22 protein-coding genes are annotated in these 18,017 nt (G+C 59.1%); 10 read left to right on the top strand and 12 right to left on the bottom strand.

Annotation, left to right across the window (positions count from 1 at the left end):
• Positions 1 to 10: 10 nt before the first annotated feature.
• The 4 genes from ACODTD_RS08695 to ACODTD_RS08680 form a co-directional block, all read right to left on the bottom strand.
• The gene (locus ACODTD_RS08695) at positions 11 to 1,303 is read right to left on the bottom strand and encodes an MFS transporter (protein ID WP_064380585.1); all 1,293 of its coding nucleotides are present in this window, start codon (positions 1,301 to 1,303) and stop codon (positions 11 to 13) included.
• 171 nt (positions 1,304 to 1,474) lie between these two features.
• Positions 1,475 to 3,487 (bottom strand): M48 family metallopeptidase, encoded by a 2,013-nt coding sequence (locus ACODTD_RS08690; RefSeq protein ID WP_489104735.1) that lies wholly within the window; start codon positions 3,485 to 3,487, stop codon positions 1,475 to 1,477.
• Positions 3,471 to 4,520, bottom strand: a complete 1,050-nt coding sequence (locus tag ACODTD_RS08685) for a M48 family metallopeptidase (RefSeq protein ID WP_489104734.1) — start codon at positions 4,518 to 4,520, stop codon at positions 3,471 to 3,473. Before ACODTD_RS08685 ends, ACODTD_RS08690 begins: the two co-directional genes overlap by 17 nt.
• Positions 4,521 to 4,544: 24 nt before the next feature.
• Positions 4,545 to 5,141 carry a LemA family protein gene (locus ACODTD_RS08680; RefSeq protein WP_489104733.1) on the bottom strand — a complete coding sequence of 199 codons (597 nt, stop codon included), beginning with the start codon at positions 5,139 to 5,141 and terminating at the stop codon, positions 4,545 to 4,547.
• Between the two features lie 200 nt (positions 5,142 to 5,341).
• Between ACODTD_RS08680 and ACODTD_RS08675 the strand changes: the two genes are divergently transcribed.
• A complete protein-coding gene (locus ACODTD_RS08675; RefSeq protein WP_064597595.1) occupies positions 5,342 to 5,650 on the top strand; it encodes an RcnB family protein in 309 nt (102 codons plus the stop codon).
• A 100-nt stretch (positions 5,651 to 5,750) separates the two neighbouring features.
• Positions 5,751 to 6,215 (top strand): hypothetical protein, encoded by a 465-nt coding sequence (locus ACODTD_RS08670; RefSeq protein ID WP_285358419.1) that lies wholly within the window; start codon positions 5,751 to 5,753, stop codon positions 6,213 to 6,215.
• Between the two features lie 3 nt (positions 6,216 to 6,218).
• Here ACODTD_RS08670 and ACODTD_RS08665 read toward each other — a convergent pair whose 3' ends face one another.
• Positions 6,219 to 7,295, bottom strand: coding sequence for a sensor domain-containing diguanylate cyclase (locus ACODTD_RS08665; RefSeq protein ID WP_011334871.1), 1,077 nt, complete (start codon positions 7,293 to 7,295; stop codon positions 6,219 to 6,221).
• Between the two features lie 141 nt (positions 7,296 to 7,436).
• Here ACODTD_RS08665 and ACODTD_RS08660 point away from each other — a divergent pair, with 141 nt between their 5' ends.
• Positions 7,437 to 7,775, top strand: a complete 339-nt coding sequence (locus tag ACODTD_RS08660; protein WP_064380576.1) for an FKBP-type peptidyl-prolyl cis-trans isomerase — start codon at positions 7,437 to 7,439, stop codon at positions 7,773 to 7,775.
• Between the two features lie 73 nt (positions 7,776 to 7,848).
• On the opposite strand, the gene ACODTD_RS08655 is transcribed toward ACODTD_RS08660, so the two are convergent.
• From ACODTD_RS08655 to ACODTD_RS08640, 4 genes are all read right to left on the bottom strand, one after another.
• Positions 7,849 to 8,157, bottom strand: coding sequence for a hypothetical protein (locus ACODTD_RS08655; protein ID WP_238383018.1), 309 nt, complete (start codon positions 8,155 to 8,157; stop codon positions 7,849 to 7,851).
• A 27-nt stretch (positions 8,158 to 8,184) separates the two neighbouring features.
• On the bottom strand, positions 8,185 to 8,424 hold the full coding sequence (locus tag ACODTD_RS08650) for a pyocin S6 family toxin immunity protein (protein WP_489104732.1): 240 nt from the start codon (positions 8,422 to 8,424) through the stop codon (positions 8,185 to 8,187).
• 117 nt (positions 8,425 to 8,541) lie between these two features.
• Complete coding sequence (locus ACODTD_RS08645) at positions 8,542 to 8,823, bottom strand: hypothetical protein (protein WP_285358408.1); 282 nt, start codon at positions 8,821 to 8,823, stop codon at positions 8,542 to 8,544.
• 10 nt (positions 8,824 to 8,833) lie between these two features.
• Entirely contained in the window at positions 8,834 to 9,205 is a 372-nt protein-coding gene (locus ACODTD_RS08640; RefSeq protein ID WP_489104731.1) for a DUF6124 family protein, read from the bottom strand.
• Positions 9,206 to 9,793: 588 nt separating this feature from the next.
• Between ACODTD_RS08640 and ACODTD_RS08635 the strand changes: the two genes are divergently transcribed.
• The 4 genes from ACODTD_RS08635 (at position 9,794) to dmeF (ending at position 11,834) form a co-directional block, all read left to right on the top strand.
• On the top strand, positions 9,794 to 10,117 hold the full coding sequence (locus ACODTD_RS08635) for a type II toxin-antitoxin system RelE/ParE family toxin (RefSeq protein WP_065258430.1): 324 nt from the start codon (positions 9,794 to 9,796) through the stop codon (positions 10,115 to 10,117).
• Between the two features lie 3 nt (positions 10,118 to 10,120).
• Positions 10,121 to 10,432 (top strand): helix-turn-helix domain-containing protein, encoded by a 312-nt coding sequence (locus ACODTD_RS08630; RefSeq protein ID WP_096822566.1) that lies wholly within the window; start codon positions 10,121 to 10,123, stop codon positions 10,430 to 10,432.
• Between the two features lie 182 nt (positions 10,433 to 10,614).
• Positions 10,615 to 10,890 (top strand): metal/formaldehyde-sensitive transcriptional repressor, encoded by a 276-nt coding sequence (locus ACODTD_RS08625; protein WP_011334838.1) that lies wholly within the window; start codon positions 10,615 to 10,617, stop codon positions 10,888 to 10,890.
• 11 nt (positions 10,891 to 10,901) lie between these two features.
• Positions 10,902 to 11,834 (top strand): CDF family Co(II)/Ni(II) efflux transporter DmeF, encoded by a 933-nt coding sequence (gene dmeF, locus ACODTD_RS08620; RefSeq protein WP_041475578.1) that lies wholly within the window; start codon positions 10,902 to 10,904, stop codon positions 11,832 to 11,834.
• Here the strand turns inward: dmeF and ACODTD_RS08615 are convergent.
• Entirely contained in the window at positions 11,831 to 12,931 is a 1,101-nt protein-coding gene (locus ACODTD_RS08615; RefSeq protein WP_489104730.1) for a cytochrome P450, read from the bottom strand. The genes dmeF and ACODTD_RS08615 overlap by 4 nt on opposite strands.
• 79 nt (positions 12,932 to 13,010) lie before the next feature.
• On the opposite strand from ACODTD_RS08615, the gene ACODTD_RS08610 reads away from it, so the two are divergent.
• A complete protein-coding gene (locus ACODTD_RS08610) occupies positions 13,011 to 13,772 on the top strand; it encodes an ArsR/SmtB family transcription factor (protein WP_011334835.1) in 762 nt (253 codons plus the stop codon).
• Here ACODTD_RS08610 and ACODTD_RS08605 read toward each other — a convergent pair.
• Positions 13,769 to 14,512: an SDR family NAD(P)-dependent oxidoreductase gene (locus ACODTD_RS08605; protein WP_489104729.1), complete on the bottom strand. Its 744-nt coding sequence runs from the start codon at positions 14,510 to 14,512 to the stop codon at positions 13,769 to 13,771. The genes ACODTD_RS08610 and ACODTD_RS08605 overlap by 4 nt on opposite strands.
• 262 nt (positions 14,513 to 14,774) lie before the next feature.
• On the opposite strand from ACODTD_RS08605, the gene ACODTD_RS08600 reads away from it, so the two are divergent.
• The gene (locus ACODTD_RS08600) at positions 14,775 to 15,995 is read left to right on the top strand and encodes a putative DNA modification/repair radical SAM protein (RefSeq protein WP_011334833.1); all 1,221 of its coding nucleotides are present in this window, start codon (positions 14,775 to 14,777) and stop codon (positions 15,993 to 15,995) included.
• A complete protein-coding gene (locus ACODTD_RS08595) occupies positions 15,992 to 16,831 on the top strand; it encodes a TIGR03915 family putative DNA repair protein (protein WP_221614422.1) in 840 nt (279 codons plus the stop codon). The genes ACODTD_RS08600 and ACODTD_RS08595 overlap by 4 nt, the downstream gene beginning before the upstream one ends.
• Before the next feature lie 52 nt (positions 16,832 to 16,883).
• On the opposite strand, the gene ACODTD_RS08590 is transcribed toward ACODTD_RS08595, so the two are convergent.
• Positions 16,884 to 17,903 (bottom strand): branched-chain amino acid aminotransferase, encoded by a 1,020-nt coding sequence (locus ACODTD_RS08590; RefSeq protein WP_011334831.1) that lies wholly within the window; start codon positions 17,901 to 17,903, stop codon positions 16,884 to 16,886.
• Positions 17,904 to 18,017: the final 114 nt, after the last annotated feature.

Here is an 18,017-nt window from a genome sequence, read left to right as displayed (position 1 = left end):
GGTGATGTTCTCAGGCAGTAACAGGTTGCAGACGACCGCCGGCCCGGCGATACAGATAAAGCGTCGCGCCCAATGCGCAGAGCGCGCCGATGCTCATCCAGTAACCTGGTGCGGCTTTGTCGCCGGTGTACTGGATCAGGAAGGTCGACATCGCTGGAGTGAATCCGCCGAACACGGCAGTGGCGAGGCTATAGGCCAGGGAGAAACCGGCCACCCGCACTTCCACCGGCATGATCTCGGTCAGCGCGGGAATCATCGCGCCGTTGTACAGGCCGTAGATAAACGACAGCCACAACAGCGACAGCAGCATGTGACTGAAGCTCGGCGCCTGCACCAGGTACGACAGCGCTGGATAAGTGGTGGCCAGCGCCAGCAGCGCCATGGCGATCAGCACCGGACGGCGGCCGACGCGATCGGACAATGCACCGCCAATCGGCAGCCAGAAGAAGTTGGAAACGCCCACCAGCAATGTCACCAGCAACGCATCGGATGTGCTCAGGTGCAGCACGGTTTTGCCGAAGGTCGGTGCGTACACGGTGATCAGGTAGAACGCAGTGGTAGTCAGGGCAACCATCAGCATCCCGCCCAGCACCACGCCCCAGTTCTGACCGAGGGTGCGGAACACTTCCTTCATGCTTGGACGATGTTTGCGAGCGGCGAACTCTTCGGTTTCCGCCAGATTGCGCCGCAGAAAGAAGATGAACGGAACGATCATGCAGCCGACGAAAAACGGAATCCGCCAGCCCCAATCGGCGACAGCTTCCGGCGCCATCCATTGGTTCAAACCGTAACCGAGCGCGGCGGCGACGACGATGGCCACCTGCTGACTGGCCGACTGCCAGGCGGTGAAAAAGCCTTTGCGACCGGGCGTGGCGATCTCCGAGAGATACACCGAAACCCCGCCCAGTTCGGCACCGGCGGAGAAGCCTTGCAACAGGCGCCCGATCAACACCAACGCCGGGGCGAACAGGCCAATGGTTTCGTATCCGGGCACCAGCACAATCAAGATCGTGCCGCTGGCCATGATCGACAGGGTGACAATCAACCCTTTGCGCCGACCGACGTCATCAATGTACGCGCCGAGCACGATAGCCCCCAGCGGACGCATCAAAAAGCCTGCGCCGAACACTGCGAAAGTCATCATCAGGGACGCGAACTCACTGCTCGCCGGAAAGAACACCGCCGCGATTTGCGTGGCGTAGAAGCCGAACAGAAAGAAGTCGAACTGTTCGAGGAAGTTACCCGAGGTCACCCGGAAAATGGCGCCGGCCCGCGAGCCGCCGTGTGGGATTGAGGCTGTCATAGAAAAGTACTCCACCGCTTTTATGACGTGCGCGACGGGGAGGCGGCGCACGGTTCTTATTGGGGCGGATAGTGGCGCGCAGGGATCGATTTGTTAATTGCATTGTTGGCATGGATTGATGTTCCAGGCGGATCAATCCTTTGCATGTCTTGTTCAGAAAACGGCATCCGCCTATGCCGCTACCGTTGTTTGCGTTTGCTCATCGTGCACTGGTCCCGTAGCCAGCAACGGCGGCAATGGACAATCAAGCAAATCTGCCAGAGCGCGGAAAAGTTCTGCTTCAGCCACCGTGATGACACCGTCGTGCAATACGCAGCGAGTCATGGCATCGAGCAGGGCGGGACGCTCTTCCGGCATGAGATGACGCAGGCGTTTGATTGCGCTTTCCAGTCCGGCCAAATCTTCCAACTCAGGGCGCACCTCTTGCGGCTGCTCGAACGGCAAACCGTTCCAGGCATGTTCAAGTGCCTGTGCTGCCGCTTGAGGGTTTTCCTGTCCGGCCCGGGTCAATGCATGCAATAGCACCCTCAGTTCTTCGGCGCACTGGAACAGGCCGAACTTGAATTGCACAGGCGTTGGCCCCTCGACATTGCGTTCGATGATGCGCAGTAGCGTCCACTCCAGCAATTCAGTTTCGTTGTCCGCCTCGACCAGCAGATTCAGATTGCGCTTCATCGCTGCAACCGGTTTTTTACCCAGCTCTTTCAGGCAGGGAATCGCCAGATCGATCAGCGGCAATCGCAGTCCAGGATTAAGTGTCGAGAGCGGTTCACGCAGCCGACTCAGGGTGTTGAATACGTTGTCGTCGATTTCCGACTGGAGTAAATCCAGTTGCACGGCCTGCAGGGAGGGCAGACGTGACAGCAGCAAGCCATACACGATGGCTTGAGCCCCCTCCGGGCTGTGGGCCTCGGTTTTGAGCGGCTGCGCAATGTCTTGCAGCATCTTGCGAGCTTGAGCAAGGTGTGCGGATTGCGGCGTGCCAATGGTTTCGATTGAACCCTGGAGGGCGTTTACATCGTAGAGAACAGCCATTGCATCAGTCGGAACACCGCTGAACGCATCGGTGACCGGGGTTGCCGACACAGGTTCTGTGTGGGGCTGCAAGGGCGCCGCGATTTTTGTGAAAGTGCCATCCCACTCTGCATCGACCCGGCGAATTCGCTCGCTAAGATCCGGATGGCTCGCCATCAAATCGTCGCCCATCGACGAAGTGCCCGAGCCGAAATACAGGTGGCTGAATTCGGCGGCGTGTGCGGAATTGATCGACGCTCCCAATGGATAACCACCTATTTTTTTCAGCGCACCGGCAATGCTTTGTGGGTTGCGGGTGTATTGCACGGCAGTGGCGTCGGCCAGAAACTCCCGTTGTCGACCGATCGCAGCCTTGATCAGATTGCCGAAGAAAGTGCCGGCCAATCCCACGACACACAACACGAAACCGAACAGCATCGGCAAGGCGACAAACCGGCTGCGCTCGGCCGGTGTTTTGCGAACGTTATCCATGCCCCGCAGGATGTAGCTGCCAGTCAGGCCAAGAACCAGAATGCCGTGGACGATGGCCACCAATCGCGTATTCAGGCGCATGTCGCCGTTGTAAATGTGGCTGAACTCATGGGCGATCACACCTTGCAGCTCTTCACGGGTCAGCAGGTTGATCGCGCCTTGCGTCACCCCGATCACGGCGTCCTGCGGTGTGAGTCCGGCGGCAAACGCATTGATGCCCAGATCCGGAAGCAAGTACACCGAGGGGACTACGGTGCCGGAGGCGAGAGACATTTCCTCGACGACATTGAGTAAACGACGCTCTTCAAGAGTCTGCGCACTGTGGTTGATCAGACGGCCGCCCAGGCGCCGCGCAATCACCTTGCCGCCAGCGGACAACTCTGAATGTTTGGATAGGCTGCCCAGCAGCACGATGCTGATCACGACAGCTGAAACTACCGAGAACAGCCGCCAGTCCAGTTCCAGATCCAGCAGGACCTTGCCGTTACCATCCTCGACCGGAATGGTCATCAGCACGCAAGAAACGAGGATCAGGCTCAGTACTGCAAAAAACATCAAAATCACGAGCAGCACTGTACGGCGTTTTGCCTGGCGCTGTTGTTCAAAAAAATTCATTGGGCCATCCGTTGGCTGGGGTTGGAATAAACTGCTCAGGTGGTCTTCAGGTGGAGGCGACAACGGCTTTCACCGTCTGATCAGGAGTGCTCGGTGCAGCCACTGTCGTAAAGCTCCCATCCCACTGCGGATCGATTCGACGAATCCGCACGCTCAGATCAGGGTGGGTCGCAAACATCCGGCTCAGCAAACCTGAGCCGCCGGTGCTGAAAAATAAATGACTGAACTCGGCGGCACGGGGCGAGCTGATCACCGAGCCTTGTGCATGGGCTCCGATTTTTTTCAAGGCGCCGACAATGCTATGCGGATTGCGCGTGTACTGCACCGCGCTGGCATCAGCGAGGAACTCACGCTGACGACTGACTGCGGCCTTGATCAGATTGCCGTACAGATTCCCGATAAACCCGGCCACGCACAGTGCGGCACCGAGCGCAAAAACCACCAACATCAATCGCACGTCGCGTTTGTCGCGCTTGAGCAGGCTGGCCAGTATGTAAGTGCCAGCCAGCCCCAGCACCAACAGGCCGTGCACCACCGCCACCAGTTGCGTGTTGAGGCGCATGTCCCCGTTGAAAATGTGGCTGAATTCGTGGGCGATCACCCCTTGCAGTTCTTCTCGAGTCAGTAGTTTCACTGCGCCACGGGTCACACCAATGGCCGCGTCCTCCGGTTTAAATCCGGCCGCGAAGGCGTTGATGCTTTCGTCGGGTAATAGATACACCGCTGGCAGGCAGGTGCCGGAGGCAATCGCCATTTCTTCGACGACGTTCATCAACCGCTGCTCGTCCAGGGTACGCACATTGCCATTGAGCAGGCGGCCACCCAGTTTCTCCGCGACGACCTTGCCGCCCGCCCGCAGCTGTCGATATTTCAGCAGACCGCCAATCACCACGATGCTGCTGATGAACGATGCGATAACGGCCATTGCCAGTAGCGCATCCGCCAGCGTGTCGGTCCCGCTCAGGTAACCCTCAAAACCATTGAAGACGAAGGGCAGGCTGGTCATCCCGATCAGCATGACAATCGCCAGAATCATCAGGTAAACCAGCCGTGACGTTTGGTTTCGGGCCTGGGTTTGTCGTTCAAAAAAATTCATCGGGCCATCCATGGAGAGCAGCAATCAGAAAGAAACGTTGGGCGCGGTCTTGATGGCCAGCGTATCGGCAAACTTCAACGGAACCGCATCCTCGCGATGGCCAAAACTGGCCGCCAGCAGCACTGCCGGAAAGCTCTGCTTGAGCGTGTTGTAGGCCATCACCGCATCGTTGAACGCCTGCCGCGCGAAACTCACTTTGTTTTCGGTGCTGCTCAGCTCTTCGCTCAGCTGTTGCATGTTCTGCGAGGCCTTGAGTTCCGGATAAGCCTCCAGCGTCAGGTTCAATCGACCCATCGCGCTGTTGAGTGCGCTGTCCGCCAGCCCCAGTTGCGCGATGTTCTGGGCGTTGCCCGGTTTCGCCTGGGCAGCCTCAAGTCCAGCCAGGGCGGCATTGCGTGCGGCGATCACGGCTTCAAGGGTTTCGCGCTCATGGGCCAGATAACCCTTGGCGATGCTGACCAGATTGGGGATCAGGTCATAGCGGCGTTTGAGCTGCACTTCGACCTGGGCAAATGCGTTCTTGATCTCGTTGCGCCGGGCAACGAGCTTATTGAAAAGACTGACAGCGTAGAGCCCCAGAAGCGCAAGCAATACCAGATTGACGATGAGGTAGATCTTCACGGTGATGTCCTTATTCACTCGGCGGGGGCGCGCGATCTTATCGCAAATGGATGCCGTTGACTGTATTGGCCCGATGGCGGTTTAGCCCGGATTACGTTCCGGAGCGTGGCTACAATCTCAACGCCCATCAATAAACAAGGAATGATTCCCGAACCCCGCAGTCGGAGTTCAGGTATCACACATCTGAAGGAGGTTCACCGATGAACAACAAGACCCTAATCGCCAGCCTGGCCCTCGTCGCCGGCATCGCCGGGATCAGCCCACTCGTTCAAGCGGCGCAAACCTCGAACGACACTGTCGAACAATCACCGACCGGCAACCGCGAACTGAACGTCAACGACCGCGCCCCGGACATTTACCAGCGCAGCGAAAAAGCCATCAAAAACTGGAAACAGAAAGGCCTCAAGCAGCCGGAACCGCAGGCGCAGTGGGTGCAGATCAATGACAAATACGTGATGGTGATGATTACCAACGGGACGATTGTGGCGATTCAGCCGGTGGAGCGCTGACCTAAAGCAACAATTGGCCATGGACGGTTGATTGCATTCGAGCGCCGTTCCGGTAAAACGCGAGGGGCGTTTCGAGTGACCGGATGTCAGGAGCAATAGGTTGGAGAAGAAACCTCTTTACCGCAAAGAAAACACCACCGCCCACAACGTCTGGCGCAACAACCCGGGCGGGCATTACCGGCATCAGCGAAACACCAAGGCTGAAATCCACAGCGAGGCTATACGCGGGTCGATGCATGGCATTAAGCACCATGGCTACGATTACACGCCGTTGTTTCGCTTTCTGTTGTCGCGAGTCGGCGGTGATTGGGACGAGATTTTCAGTGAAGCGGTGTCGCGGCTGGATCGGCAAGAGCCGGTGTTCTGGATGGTCGCTCTGCATGAACATGAGAGAAGGGATGTCGTGGGGATGGGCGAGTCCAGCATCTACAGCGGGTTATACGTCGATGAGAACAAGCGCCTGCAAATCGTCAATCCCGCCCTGAAAGCCGAAGACATGACGCCCAGCTGCCGGTGCTGCACGCATACCTTCAATGGCGTTGTATTCGGTACGCCCGAGCGCTGAAATTCAATCAGCCCGGCCATGACTCAGCGTCTGCCCGCCGCCCAACCGATACTGATTGTTCCCACTGCGCTTGGCCTCATACATCGCCAGATCCGCAATGTGCAGCAAGCGATCCATGGTCGGTGCGTGGTCGGGGAAGACGGCGACGCCGAGGCTGGTGCCGATGTGGCGTTGTTCGTTGCCGATGGGGATCGGCGGGGACAGTTCGATGAAGATTTTCTGACAGATGCTGCGGGCTTCGTCCTGCAGATTCAGGCCGGGTGCGAGGCCTTGCAGGATGACCACGAATTCGTCGCCGCCGATCCGGGCGACCGTGTCGCTGACCCGCAGGATGCGTTTCAGGCGCGTGGCGGTGGTGATCAGAACGCGGTCGCCGGCGGCGTGACCGTAGCGGTCGTTGATCGCTTTGAAGCCGTTGAGATCGATAAACACCAACGCCACCCGCGTCTCGGTCATGCGCGCATGTTCCAGTGCTTCCGATAGCCGTTCTTCCAGCACCAGCCGATTGGGCAGGCCGGTCAACGGGTCGAAATGAGCGAGGTGCTGGAGGTAGCTGGCCGAGGCCTTTTCTTCGGTGATGTCGCGTACCACACCCATCATCTTGATCACCGCGTCGTGATCGTTGCGCACCACATTGCCGGTTTCCCGCAACCAGCGGATTGTGCCGTCGGGCCAGACCACGCGGTATTCCTCATCATGGTTTTCACCAGTCTCCAGGCATCGCAATTCCCCCGCGCGCACCCTGGCGCGGTCATCGGGGTGTACGCAGGAACAGAACAGCGCATAGGAGGGCGTCACTTCGCCGATCTTGAAGCCGAACATGCCGAATATTGCGTCGGACCAATAGAGTCGATCCGTGTCGACTTCCCAATCCCAAGTGCCGATCCGCGCAAAATACTGGCTGCGCTTGAAGCGGTCGGCGTCGCCATCCTGACGGATGTTCTGGCCCTCGGCGGCGCGGGTGAGCAGTTCGCGATACTCGGCGAGTTGCTGACGAAGCGCGCGCACTCGGCGGATCAGAACGGCGATCACGACCAACAGCACAACGACAATGGCGAAGCTGATCCAGAGTTGAGTCATTCAAGCGTCGCTGTCATGGCGTATCGATCAGGATTGGTAGCGGGTGGCCATCATCCATCACGGCCGACGTAGGGTCAAACGGTTGCCAATGGCCGGTATTTCTGGGAAAACGGCGGCCAGCGGAACAATAGAGTGAATGTTATGAATGATGAACTGCAGATAATCGATCTTCAGACCGGAGACGGAAAAGCCGCCGTCAAAGGCGCGTTGATCACCACCCAATACACCGGTTGGCTGGAAGACGGCACCGAATTCGATTCGTCCTGGAGCCGGGGCAAACCGTTTCAGTGCGTGATCGGCACCGGTCGGGTGATCAAGGGTTGGGATCAGGGGATCATGGGGATGCAAGTTGGCGGCAAGCGCAAACTGCTGGTGCCGGCGCATCTGGGTTACGGCGAACGGACGATGGGCAAGATTCCGCCGAATTCGAATCTGGTGTTCGAGATTGAGTTGCTGGAGGTTTTGACGCGGGAGGATTGAAGCTCGCGGGACGAGTGCGTTGTGATGAGGGGCGTTCCTGATCACAACGTCCGGCATGCAAGGACTCGATGAGTCAGGTGAATGCCTCAATATCGTCAAGCGTGTCTGCGATCACGCCTTCCAGGGAGGGGAATCTTGTCTTTACTTCTTCCAGGGCCGCGAAGGCAATGTCTTTGTCCAGTTTGCCGTGCCTTCGAGCAATGTGGCCCAAAGCGGTAATGGCAGATGCGACAACCGACTCATTGCTGCTGGCGAAATACTTCAGGCAGGTTTGCTGAGCCCAGATTCTGTCTGATTCGTTCAAGCCAATAGAAATCAATCCAGCGACAACATTCCTTTCCACGCCGCTTTCAAGAATCCTCACTGCTTCATCGTGGTTCACTGTTGGTTCTTGATAGGAAAGACTCAACTATTCCCGAACCCCGATAAAAAGATCTAGTTCAGTTGGTAGGTGTTCATTAAGGACTGACGCAATTTTCCGGACCTGACCTTCATTCAATAACCATTCTCCGGCCTCGCTTTCTTCCAGGCTTTCCCAACCCAGCAACGCTAAAACCGCAGCTTCTGCCTCAGGCTTCACCGTCAGTTCAAACTTCAAAGAGTCGTCCTCTTCATCACCTTTCAAAAAGCCACTTATCCATAAAAACATTAAAAGCCTCCTGTATTTACTTGGGGGTTAACCTGTTATTGGAGAGCTCGGAAAACACTGAACCCGCTGCCTCCCTCCACTGAGACAGCGGGTTTTTCTTGCCTTGTACCCCAGGTGTTACGCAGCCATTGCCATCTCATCCAGCGTCGCGGCAACCGTACCGGTCAGGCTTGGAAATCTGCGTTTTACGCTGGCGAGTGCCGGCAGCAGGCGGTTGCGGTCCAGTTCGCCATGGTCGCGGGCAATCTGGGCGAGGGCGGTGAGGGCGGCGCTGACGATGGATTTCCGTTCGCTCTCGAGCAGTAGCAGACAGGCTTTCTGGGCCCATTGGCTGTCTTTCTCGTTGAGGCCGATGGAGATCAGTGCGGCGACGACGTGTGCATCGGATTTGCTTTCCATGGAGTGTTCCTCAGGTCGTGGCATCGAGAGTGTCCAGTGCCCGGTTCACGGCGAGTTCGCCACACATCACCACTTGGGCGATGCCCAGCACGGTGCTGCGGTAGGGCGGGTCCAGCAGCGCGGCGAAGTCGCTGAGCATCACGCCGGCCGAAGCCATCGATTCGCAGGCGTGGGCTAGCAAGGCATGTTGATCGATGTGGGGTGCGATGAGGAACATGCGGCCGGGGCAGTGCTGTTTCGGGGCGGTGGGTTTCAGGTAATGGTCGAGGGCGCGCTCGGCGGCTTCGTGGAGTTTTTTTGAGTCGGTTGTGGAGTAGGGAGAGGTTGGGTCGGATTCGGACTGGATGTCTGTTTCCGGAGGATTGGGTGTTGGCTTGATCATTTGCTTAGAACCTTTCAATTGAGGCTTACACCGTCATTTGCGACTAAACAAATTGGGTGGCAGCTATGCGCAGGTTAGTCGACCGGTGGTTCTAAGCTTTCCCGGCGCACCCGAAGGTGCCCTGCGCACAGCTACCATTAAGTACAGGCGTAGAAATGCCTGACAGAAATGACTCTATGCAGCTTAAAACCCACCGAGCGACTAAACCCGTTCACTGACCATTCAGTGATGCGAATCAAGTTACGGGCAGGCTCCAAACCGCACAAGCCGGCGGATTCTGGCGTAGTTGTAGGCAAAGGCGCAAGGCAATGTAGCCTCCCGGATGGGGGCAAAATGATGCGTCATTTTTCAGTCCGCCATCGCGAGCAAGCTCGCTCCCACAGGGGCTCTGTGTCGGCTTATCAAGTGTGCCGACTCGCGAATTTCTGCTTTGTGCTACCAAATGTCAGATAAGCCAATTCAAACTTGATTTATATCGATTTCGATATAGTCTGCTGGTATGTGATCGCTGCCATTCCTTGCAACACACCGCCGCGACACGATTCCGTCCGGGCTATTACGCTTTTCCTTCCAACACAGGAGAAGCCAATGCCAAGACACAAGGACGTGGTATTTGTCGGGAGTGCGCTCAAGGATCTGAGAGCTTTTCCCCTCGATGCTCGCAGAGCTGCCGGATTCCAATTGGATCTGTTGCAGCAGGGTGACGAACCCTTTGACTGGCGCCCCATGAAGACCGTCGGGCGGGGCGTCAATGAAATCAGAATCACCGAGGATTCAGGAGCGTTTCGAGTGTTTTATGTGGTCAACCGGCCTGACGCGATTTATGTGCTGCACGCCCTGCAAAAGACCACGCGCAAAACCGAGACGCGAGACATAGAACTGGCACGGGCCAGATACCAGGAAATAGGTTGAACCATGACGGATCATCAAAACTCTTCCCAGCGTTTCGCAAGCGTCTGGGATGCACTGGAAGACACGCCGCAGGAAGCGGCCAACATGCGCCTGCGGGCCAAGCTGATGCGCACGTTGTGCGAAACGATTCGTGCCTGGGAGCTTCCGCAGAAGGAGGCGGCCAAGCGTCTAGGCATCACCCAGCCGCGCCTTAACGACGTACTCAACGGCAAAATCGACAAGTTCTCTCTGGATGCGCTGGTCAACCTGTCGGCTGCAGCGCAACTGGACGTAGACCTCTGCTTCTCGTCGTCCTCGCCACTGCAATGGGCCTGACAGACGAGGGTTCCCAACGATCCTGCCTCTGAAACACCTTCCAGAGTCGGTTGCCGACTGACGCTCCGCCTCAATCCTTTCACGTCAAAAATTCAAGCTGCGACGGATGGTCGAAAACAGGCCTTGCCCCTCTCGATCGGAACAGCGACTATGCTCGCCATATAGGGGTAGGGGGTATAGGTATGTCGCACACGCACGAACACAAAGGCGAGTTGCTCAACCGGGTCCGGCGCATTGCCGGGCAGGTTCAGGCTGTTGAAAAAGCGCTGGAATCCGAGGCCGATTGTGCCAAGACGTTGCACCTGATGGCGGCGATTCGCGGCGCGGTCAATGGCTTGATGGAGCAGTTCATCGAGGCCCACGCCCGCGAGCATGTCGCCCGTCCCGACCTCAGCGATGAAGCCCGCGCCCAGGGCGTGGAAGAGTTGCTGCTGGCCATCCGCCGATATTCCAAGTGAGCGCCGACATCATGACCCTCAAGGTTGATGACTTTTCCCACAACCACCAGTTTCTCGGTGCTTCGCACGATGAAAACGCCCGCCGCACCCTGTGGGTGGTGGTGCTGACTTTCGTGATGATGATCGGCGAAATTGCCGCCGGTTATCTCACCGGTTCCATGGCATTGCTGGCCGACGGTTTCCATATGGCGACCCACGCCGGCGCCTTGGGCATCGCGGCGGCAGCCTATGGTTTTGCCCGGCGTAACGCCAACAACCGACGCTACAGTTTCGGCACCGGCAAGGTCGGTGATCTGGCGGGTTTTGCCTCGGCGATGGTGTTGGGGCTGGTGTCGCTGGGGATTGCCGGGGAATCGGTTTTCCGTCTGTTCCAGCCAACCAGTGTGGCGTTCGGCGAAGCAACCTTGATTGCCGTGGTCGGCCTGGGCGTCAACCTGCTCAGCGCTTTTCTGCTGGCCGGTCACCACAGCCATCACGACCACGGCCATAGTCACGACCACAGCCACGATCATGGCCATCACCACCATCACGACAACAACCTGCGTTCAGCTTACGTGCACGTATTGGCGGACGCGTTGACATCGGTACTGGCGATTGCCGCGCTGCTGGCCGGGCGCTATCTGGGCTGGGTGTGGATGGACCCGGTGATGGGCATCGTCGGTTCCATCGTCATCGCCAAATGGGCCTGGAACCTGATGCGCGACAGCGCCGCCGTGTTGCTCGACACCACCGACGAACCCGTGGCCGAGGAGATCCGCGAACTGCTGGAAACCTCCGATGATGTGCGCATCAGCGATTTGCACGTCTGGCAGGTCGGCCCGCAGGCGCGGGCGGCGATTGTCAGTGTGGTCGCGGTGGCGGGCGTGACTGCCGACGCGATCCGTGAGCGCCTGGCGCCGGTGCATGAACTTTCGCACCTGACCATCGAATTGCGCAACGCTTAAGGCTGCACCTCGCTGAACATCGGAACTCGTCCATTCAGCGAAGGCCGGTAGTGCCACGTGAATCTTCCCGGATCAATGTTGCGGGCGAGAATTTCAGTGAGCGTGGCGCTGGCGATCGTCATTGCCAGCGTCTGTCCGGGACATTGATGCCGACCGCTGCCGAACGTGAAGCTGCGTCGGTTCGGGCGATCCACCCTAAAGCGATCCGGGTTTTCATTCAGTGCCGGGTCACGATTGGCCGAGGCCAGCAGCACCAGAATCACGTCGCCGGCTTCCAGCCGCACGCCGTCGATTTCGCAGCTGTTCGCCATAAAACGGCGAGTGTTCTGTACCGAGGGATCGAAGCGCTGGACTTCAGCCAGCAACGAATCCACTGACGCCACGCGTAATTCAGGCTGACGCTGCAACGCCACCAGCGCATTACCGATAAGCCCGGCGGTGGCCTCGAACGTCTGCGAACAGAGGCCGATCAGGTTGGCGAGCAGCACATCCTCCTCGCCGACAAAACGCTGTTGGATGTCGGCGAGAAACGGATTCGGATCCGCCAGCAATTCAATAAAGTAACCGCGCAATTGCTCCGCCGCCCGATGGGCTGCCGCCAGTTGCAAGTCATTGTTCAACGGCGACAGGCACGCCGCGAAATCCGCCGTCAGTTCACTGATGACCCGCGCCTGCGCCGGGGTGAATCCGAACAACGATGCAACCACGCACACCGGGCCGCGAAACATGGCTTTATAGAGCCCGTCGGAATCATTGGTGATCAACCGCGCGGACACCAGTGCGCCGACTTCTTCCCGATCAATCAACCCCAGCGGAGGCTCGATGGCCGAACGCGGGCAGCGCTGAGCTTCGCCGTCATTCATGCGCATCAAAAGGCCAAACACCTTGCCCGCCATGCCATCGACGATGGCTTTGGGCACCGGTTCCTGCACCGGACGTACCCGGCAATCCGGATGCGCCAGCACCGCGCATACCGCGCGGGCGCTGCTGGCAACCCACAGTTTCAGTCCGTGATGAAAGGTCAGCCCGCCCGCCGCGCGCAGTTCGGCGTAGTAGGGGTAGGGATCGGCGTGAGTCGCCGCGATGATCGGGTCCATGGATCGCAACCTTGTCGGTGGGGAAAGTGTTGCTACTATCTCCAGTCCTTGAGGGCGATGATTCGTCCGGGAGCGAAATATGCACGCAGAACATCAAGACATCGGCGTCTCGCAAGTGGCCGCCGCCATCGCGGAACCGGCGCGGACCAAAATGCTGTGCTCGCTGATGGACGGCCACGCCCGCACCGCCACCGAGCTGGCAACCCTTGCCGAAGTCAGCGCCTCGACCGCCAGCGCACACCTGGCCAAGCTCAAGGATCTGGCCTTGGTGCGCCTGCATGTGCAGGGCCGCCACCGTTATTACAGCCTCGCCGACAAGCGCGTGGCCCAGGCGCTGGAAGCGCTGATGGTGATCGGACAGAACTCCGCACCGACCTTCAAGCCGCATACACCGGATCGCCTGCAATTCGCCCGCACCTGCTACGACCACATGGCCGGGACGCTGGCGGTGTTGTTGCATGACCGCTTGCTGGAGACGGGATGGCTGGTGGAAACCGATGAACAGGTTTATCGCCTCAGTGAAAGTGGCGAGGCGTTTTTTGAAGGGCTGGGTATTGAGGTCAAGGATCTGTCGACGTTGCGCCGACGGTTCGCCTGCCCGTGTCTGGACTGGAGCATGCGCCGGCCGCATCTGGGCGGTTCGCTCGGTGCGGCGTTGTTGCAGGCGGCGCTGAAGCGCAAATGGGTGACGCAGGATCTGGACAGTCGGGCGCTGACGTTGACGGTGCAGGGGCGCCGAGAATTGTCATCGCGCTGGGGGCTGGTTTTGCCCGAAGCCGGGCGGGATTCGTCAGGTCGCCAGTTGGCTGATTCCACGCCCGGATCGGTGCATGCGCGTTAGCTCAAGGTGTATCCGCTGTCGACTACCCAGTCCTGACCGATGACGCCGCGTGCGCCATTGCCCAGCTGGAACAGAATGACGTCGGCCACTGCCGCAGGTTCTAGGAATTGTCCGCCCAGCAGTCGTTTGTTGACGCCTTGGGCCACGTCGCCGAGCGCTTCGTCACTCAGGCCCAATGTCGACCAGATCGGCGTTGCGGTCGGGCCGGGGGAAACGCAATTGATGCGCACACCGTGGGGTGCCAGCTCGACTGCAAGGGTTCGGGCATGGGCGATCAACGCCGCTTTTGACGCGATGTAGGCGGCCAATCCCGCGAAACTGATTCGGGCCAGAAAAGTACCGATGAACACCACTGACGCCTTGTCTGCAAGGTGCGGGCGCAGGGCGGCCAAGGTGTTCAGGGCGCCGGCGCCGTTTACTGCCCATTGGCGACCGAATGCCGAGCTGTCGAGCCCGTCGGCCAGTTCTGCGATACCGGCGTTGGGCACCACGAAACTTACCGGACCGATGCGTGCAGCTTGCTCGGCCAAAGCGGCAAGGTCAGCGGCTTGAGCGACATCGCCGGAGTGCCACACCAGTTGCTGCGGATACCGCTCAAGCAGTTCGGCCAGTGCGCCGAGCTTTCGCGACATGGCCAACACGCGTGTGCCTTGATCGAGCAGGCGCTCGGTGGCGGCCAGGCCTATGCCCGAACTGGCACCGGTGATGACGGCAAGCTTGCCCTGAAAAATATGATCCATGTTCGACTCCCGTTTTTGGTCTTCAGCCAAATGGCTACGGGAGACCAGTCAATTTTCGGGCCATGCCGGACAGCCTTTAATATCAAGGGCTGCGCAGGGTTGATAGTCATTATGACGCTTGTGGAATCGAGTCAATCTGACTGCTGCTGAGTCAAATTGACCTGACTCCTGCGGTGCGACATTCCGACGAAGAGCGGCATTGCACCTTGTGTGAGCCAATCGCTGTCTATACTGTATATGCGAACAGTATCGAGTCAGTGCCATGCAAATCATCGACAAGCTCAGCATCCTCGCCGACGCCGCCAAGTACGACGCCTCCTGCGCCAGCAGTGGCGCGCCCAAGCGCAGTTCCGAAGGCAAGGACGGGCTGGGTTCGACTGATGGCATGGGCATTTGCCACAGCTACACGCCGGACGGGCGTTGTGTGTCGCTGCTCAAGATTCTGCTGACCAATTTCTGTCTCTACGACTGCCAATACTGCGTCAACCGCCGTTCCAGCGACGTGCCCCGTGCGCGTTTCACGCCCGAGGAAGTGGTGACGCTGACCCTGGATTTCTACCGGCGCAATTGCGTCAGCGGGTTGTTTCTCAGCTCGGGGATCATTCGTTCGGCGGACTACACCATGGAGCAACTGGTGCGTGTCGCGAAGTTGCTGCGCGAAGAGCATGAGTTCCGTGGCTACATTCATCTCAAAACCATTCCCGATGCGGATCCCGCGTTGATCGAAGAGGCCGGGCGTTACGCCGATCGCCTGAGCGTCAACATCGAATTGCCCACGGATGCCAGCCTGCAAACCCTGGCGCCGGAGAAGCACATCGGTTCGATCAAGCAGGCGATGAACACCATCTACACCGGTGTGCAGACCGTGCTCAACGAACCCCGCGCACCAAAGTTCGCCCCGGCCGGGCAGAGTACGCAGATGATTGTGGGTGCCGATGACACCGACGACAGCACCATCCTGCACAGCGCGCAGGCGCTTTACGGCAACTTCCGTCTGCGCCGGGTCTATTACTCGGCCTTCAGCCCGATTCCCGACAGCCCGAAAAGCGTGCCTTTGGCCGCACCGCCGCTGATGCGCGAGCACCGCTTGTATCAGGCGGATTTTCTGTTGCGCGGTTATGGCTATACCGCCGGTGAGTTGCTTCAGGGGCCGGGCAATCTGGCGTTGGACATCGACCCGAAACTGGCCTGGGCGCTGCAGAACCGCGAGGTGTTCCCGCTGGACCTCAATCGCGCCGAACCGGCGTTGATTTCACGCATCCCCGGCATCGGCTTGCGCACCACCGAACGTCTGGTGGAACTGCGTCGGCAGCGGCGCATTCGCTACGAAGACGTGGCGCGCATGCGCTGTGTGCTGGCCAAAGCCAAGCCGTTCATCATCACCAGCGATTACCACCCTCAGCAGGCGGAAGTCACCAGCCAGATGCTTTATCAGCAATTGCGCGACCGACCAATGCCGCAACAGATGGGGCTGTGGGGATGATCAATCTCGACTGCGACGACCTGTTCGACACCTGGCGCCAGCAGGCGCGCTGGCTGCTCAGCCATGAAATTGATCCGAGTCTGGTGAGCTGGGCGTCGGAAGGGGTAAGTGATCTGTTTGCCAGTGACGTGGCGGTGCCCGAAGGGCAGGGGCCGTTTCAGGCGCGAATTCCGCGTGCGTTGCTCGACACCCTGGAACAAGCGTCGCGATACCGTGGCGATCAGCGCTGGAGTTTGCTGTATGAAGTGCTGTGGCGAGTCAGCCACGGCGATCGCACGGCAATGATGGCCGGCGACAAGCTGGGCAGCGAGTTGCAGCGGCGGATCAAGCAGGTGCAGCGCGAAGCCCATCATCTGCATGCGTTCGTGCGCTTCATCGAGCGCCCGCCAGAGCTGCCGGGCCCGCAATACGTGGCGTGGCACGAACCGGCCCACGATATTCTGCACAGCGCCAGCGAACACTTCGTCGGGCGCATGGGCCGGCATCGCTGGCTGATCGCCACGCCCCGCGACGGGGTTTATTACGATGGTGAACAACTGATCCATGAACGTCAGTGTCCGCTGGAGTGGCAGCAATTGGCGCAGAACGTCGACGATCCCCACGGTGATTTATGGCTGACGTACTACAGCCACATCTTCAACCCGGCGCGTTTGAACGAGAAAGTCATGCAGGGGCATTTGCCGACGCGGTTCTGGAAGAACCTGCCGGAAGGAGAGCTGATTCCCGGATTGATTACCCAGGCGCGAATGGGCAAGCAGCAGAACGGACAGGCGAGCGGGATTGCCGGTCGCGCGGGCAAGCGGATTGCCATGAAGGCCACCGAGCCAAACGAATAAAAAAGCCCCCATCGATCACTCGATGGGGGCTTTTGTGCATCTGGCCGTCAGATCAAACCTTGACGATCCAGCCGGCTGGCGCTTCGACGTCGCCGGTCTGCACGCCGGTCAGCTCTTTGTAGAGCTTCTGGGTCACAGGGCCGACTTCTGTTTCGCTGTGGAATACGTGCAGGTGGTCGTTGTAGCTGATGCCACCGATCGGGGTGATCACCGCCGCAGTACCGCAGGCGCCGGCCTCTTTGAAGTCCGACAGCTTGTCGATGAATACGTCGCCTTCGACCACTTCCAGGCCCAGACGGGACTTGGCCAGTTCGATCAGCGACAGACGGGTGATACCCGGCAGTACCGATGGCGAGTTCGGGGTCACGAACTTGTTGTCGTGGGTGATCCCGAAGAAGTTGGCCGAACCGACTTCTTCGATCTTCTTGTGGGTCAGCGGATCCAGGTAGATGGCGTCAGCGAAGTGCGCTTTCTTGGCCTGGGAGCCAGGCATCAGGCTGGCCGCGTAGTTGCCACCGACCTTGGCGGCACCGGTGCCTTGTGGCGCGGCGCGGTCGAAGGTGGAAATCTGGAAGTTGTGCGGGGTCAGGCCGCCCTTGAAGTAGGCACCGACCGGGATCGCGAACACCGAGAAGATGAACTCAGGTGCGGTACGCACGCCGATGTTGTCACCCACGCCGATCACGAACGGACGCAGGTACAGCGCGCCACCGGTGCCGTAAGGCGGGATGAAGCGCTCGTTGGCGCGAACCACTTCCTTGCACGCTTCGATGAACTGCTCGGTGGATACATGCGGCATCAGCAGGCGGGCGCAGCTGCGTTGCATGCGCGCGGCGTTCTGGTCCGGACGGAACAGGTTGATCGAGCCGTCCTTGCAACGATAGGCCTTCAGGCCTTCGAAGCATTGCTGGCCATAGTGAAGGGCAGTGGAGCCTTCGCTGATGTGCAGCACGTTGTCTTCGGTCAGGGTGCCTTTGTCCCACTCGCCATTGCGAAAGTACGACAGATAGCGTTTGTCGGTCTTGATGTAGTCAAAACCCAGCTTGTCCCAGTTGATGCTTTCGTTACCCATGACACCCTCTATCACTGAACAACCGCCGAAGCGGTTCAAGGCTTCTGACGTTTTTTTGGATGGGCACAACAATACTTCATTCTTGAGCGGTTTCGCAGCCCGGGCGATGGGGGG

It is taken from the genome of Pseudomonas sp. FG35, assembly GCF_057809295.1.
Note: the sequence above shows the minus strand (reverse complement) of the source record. Positions and strands in the feature narration are given on the sequence as shown.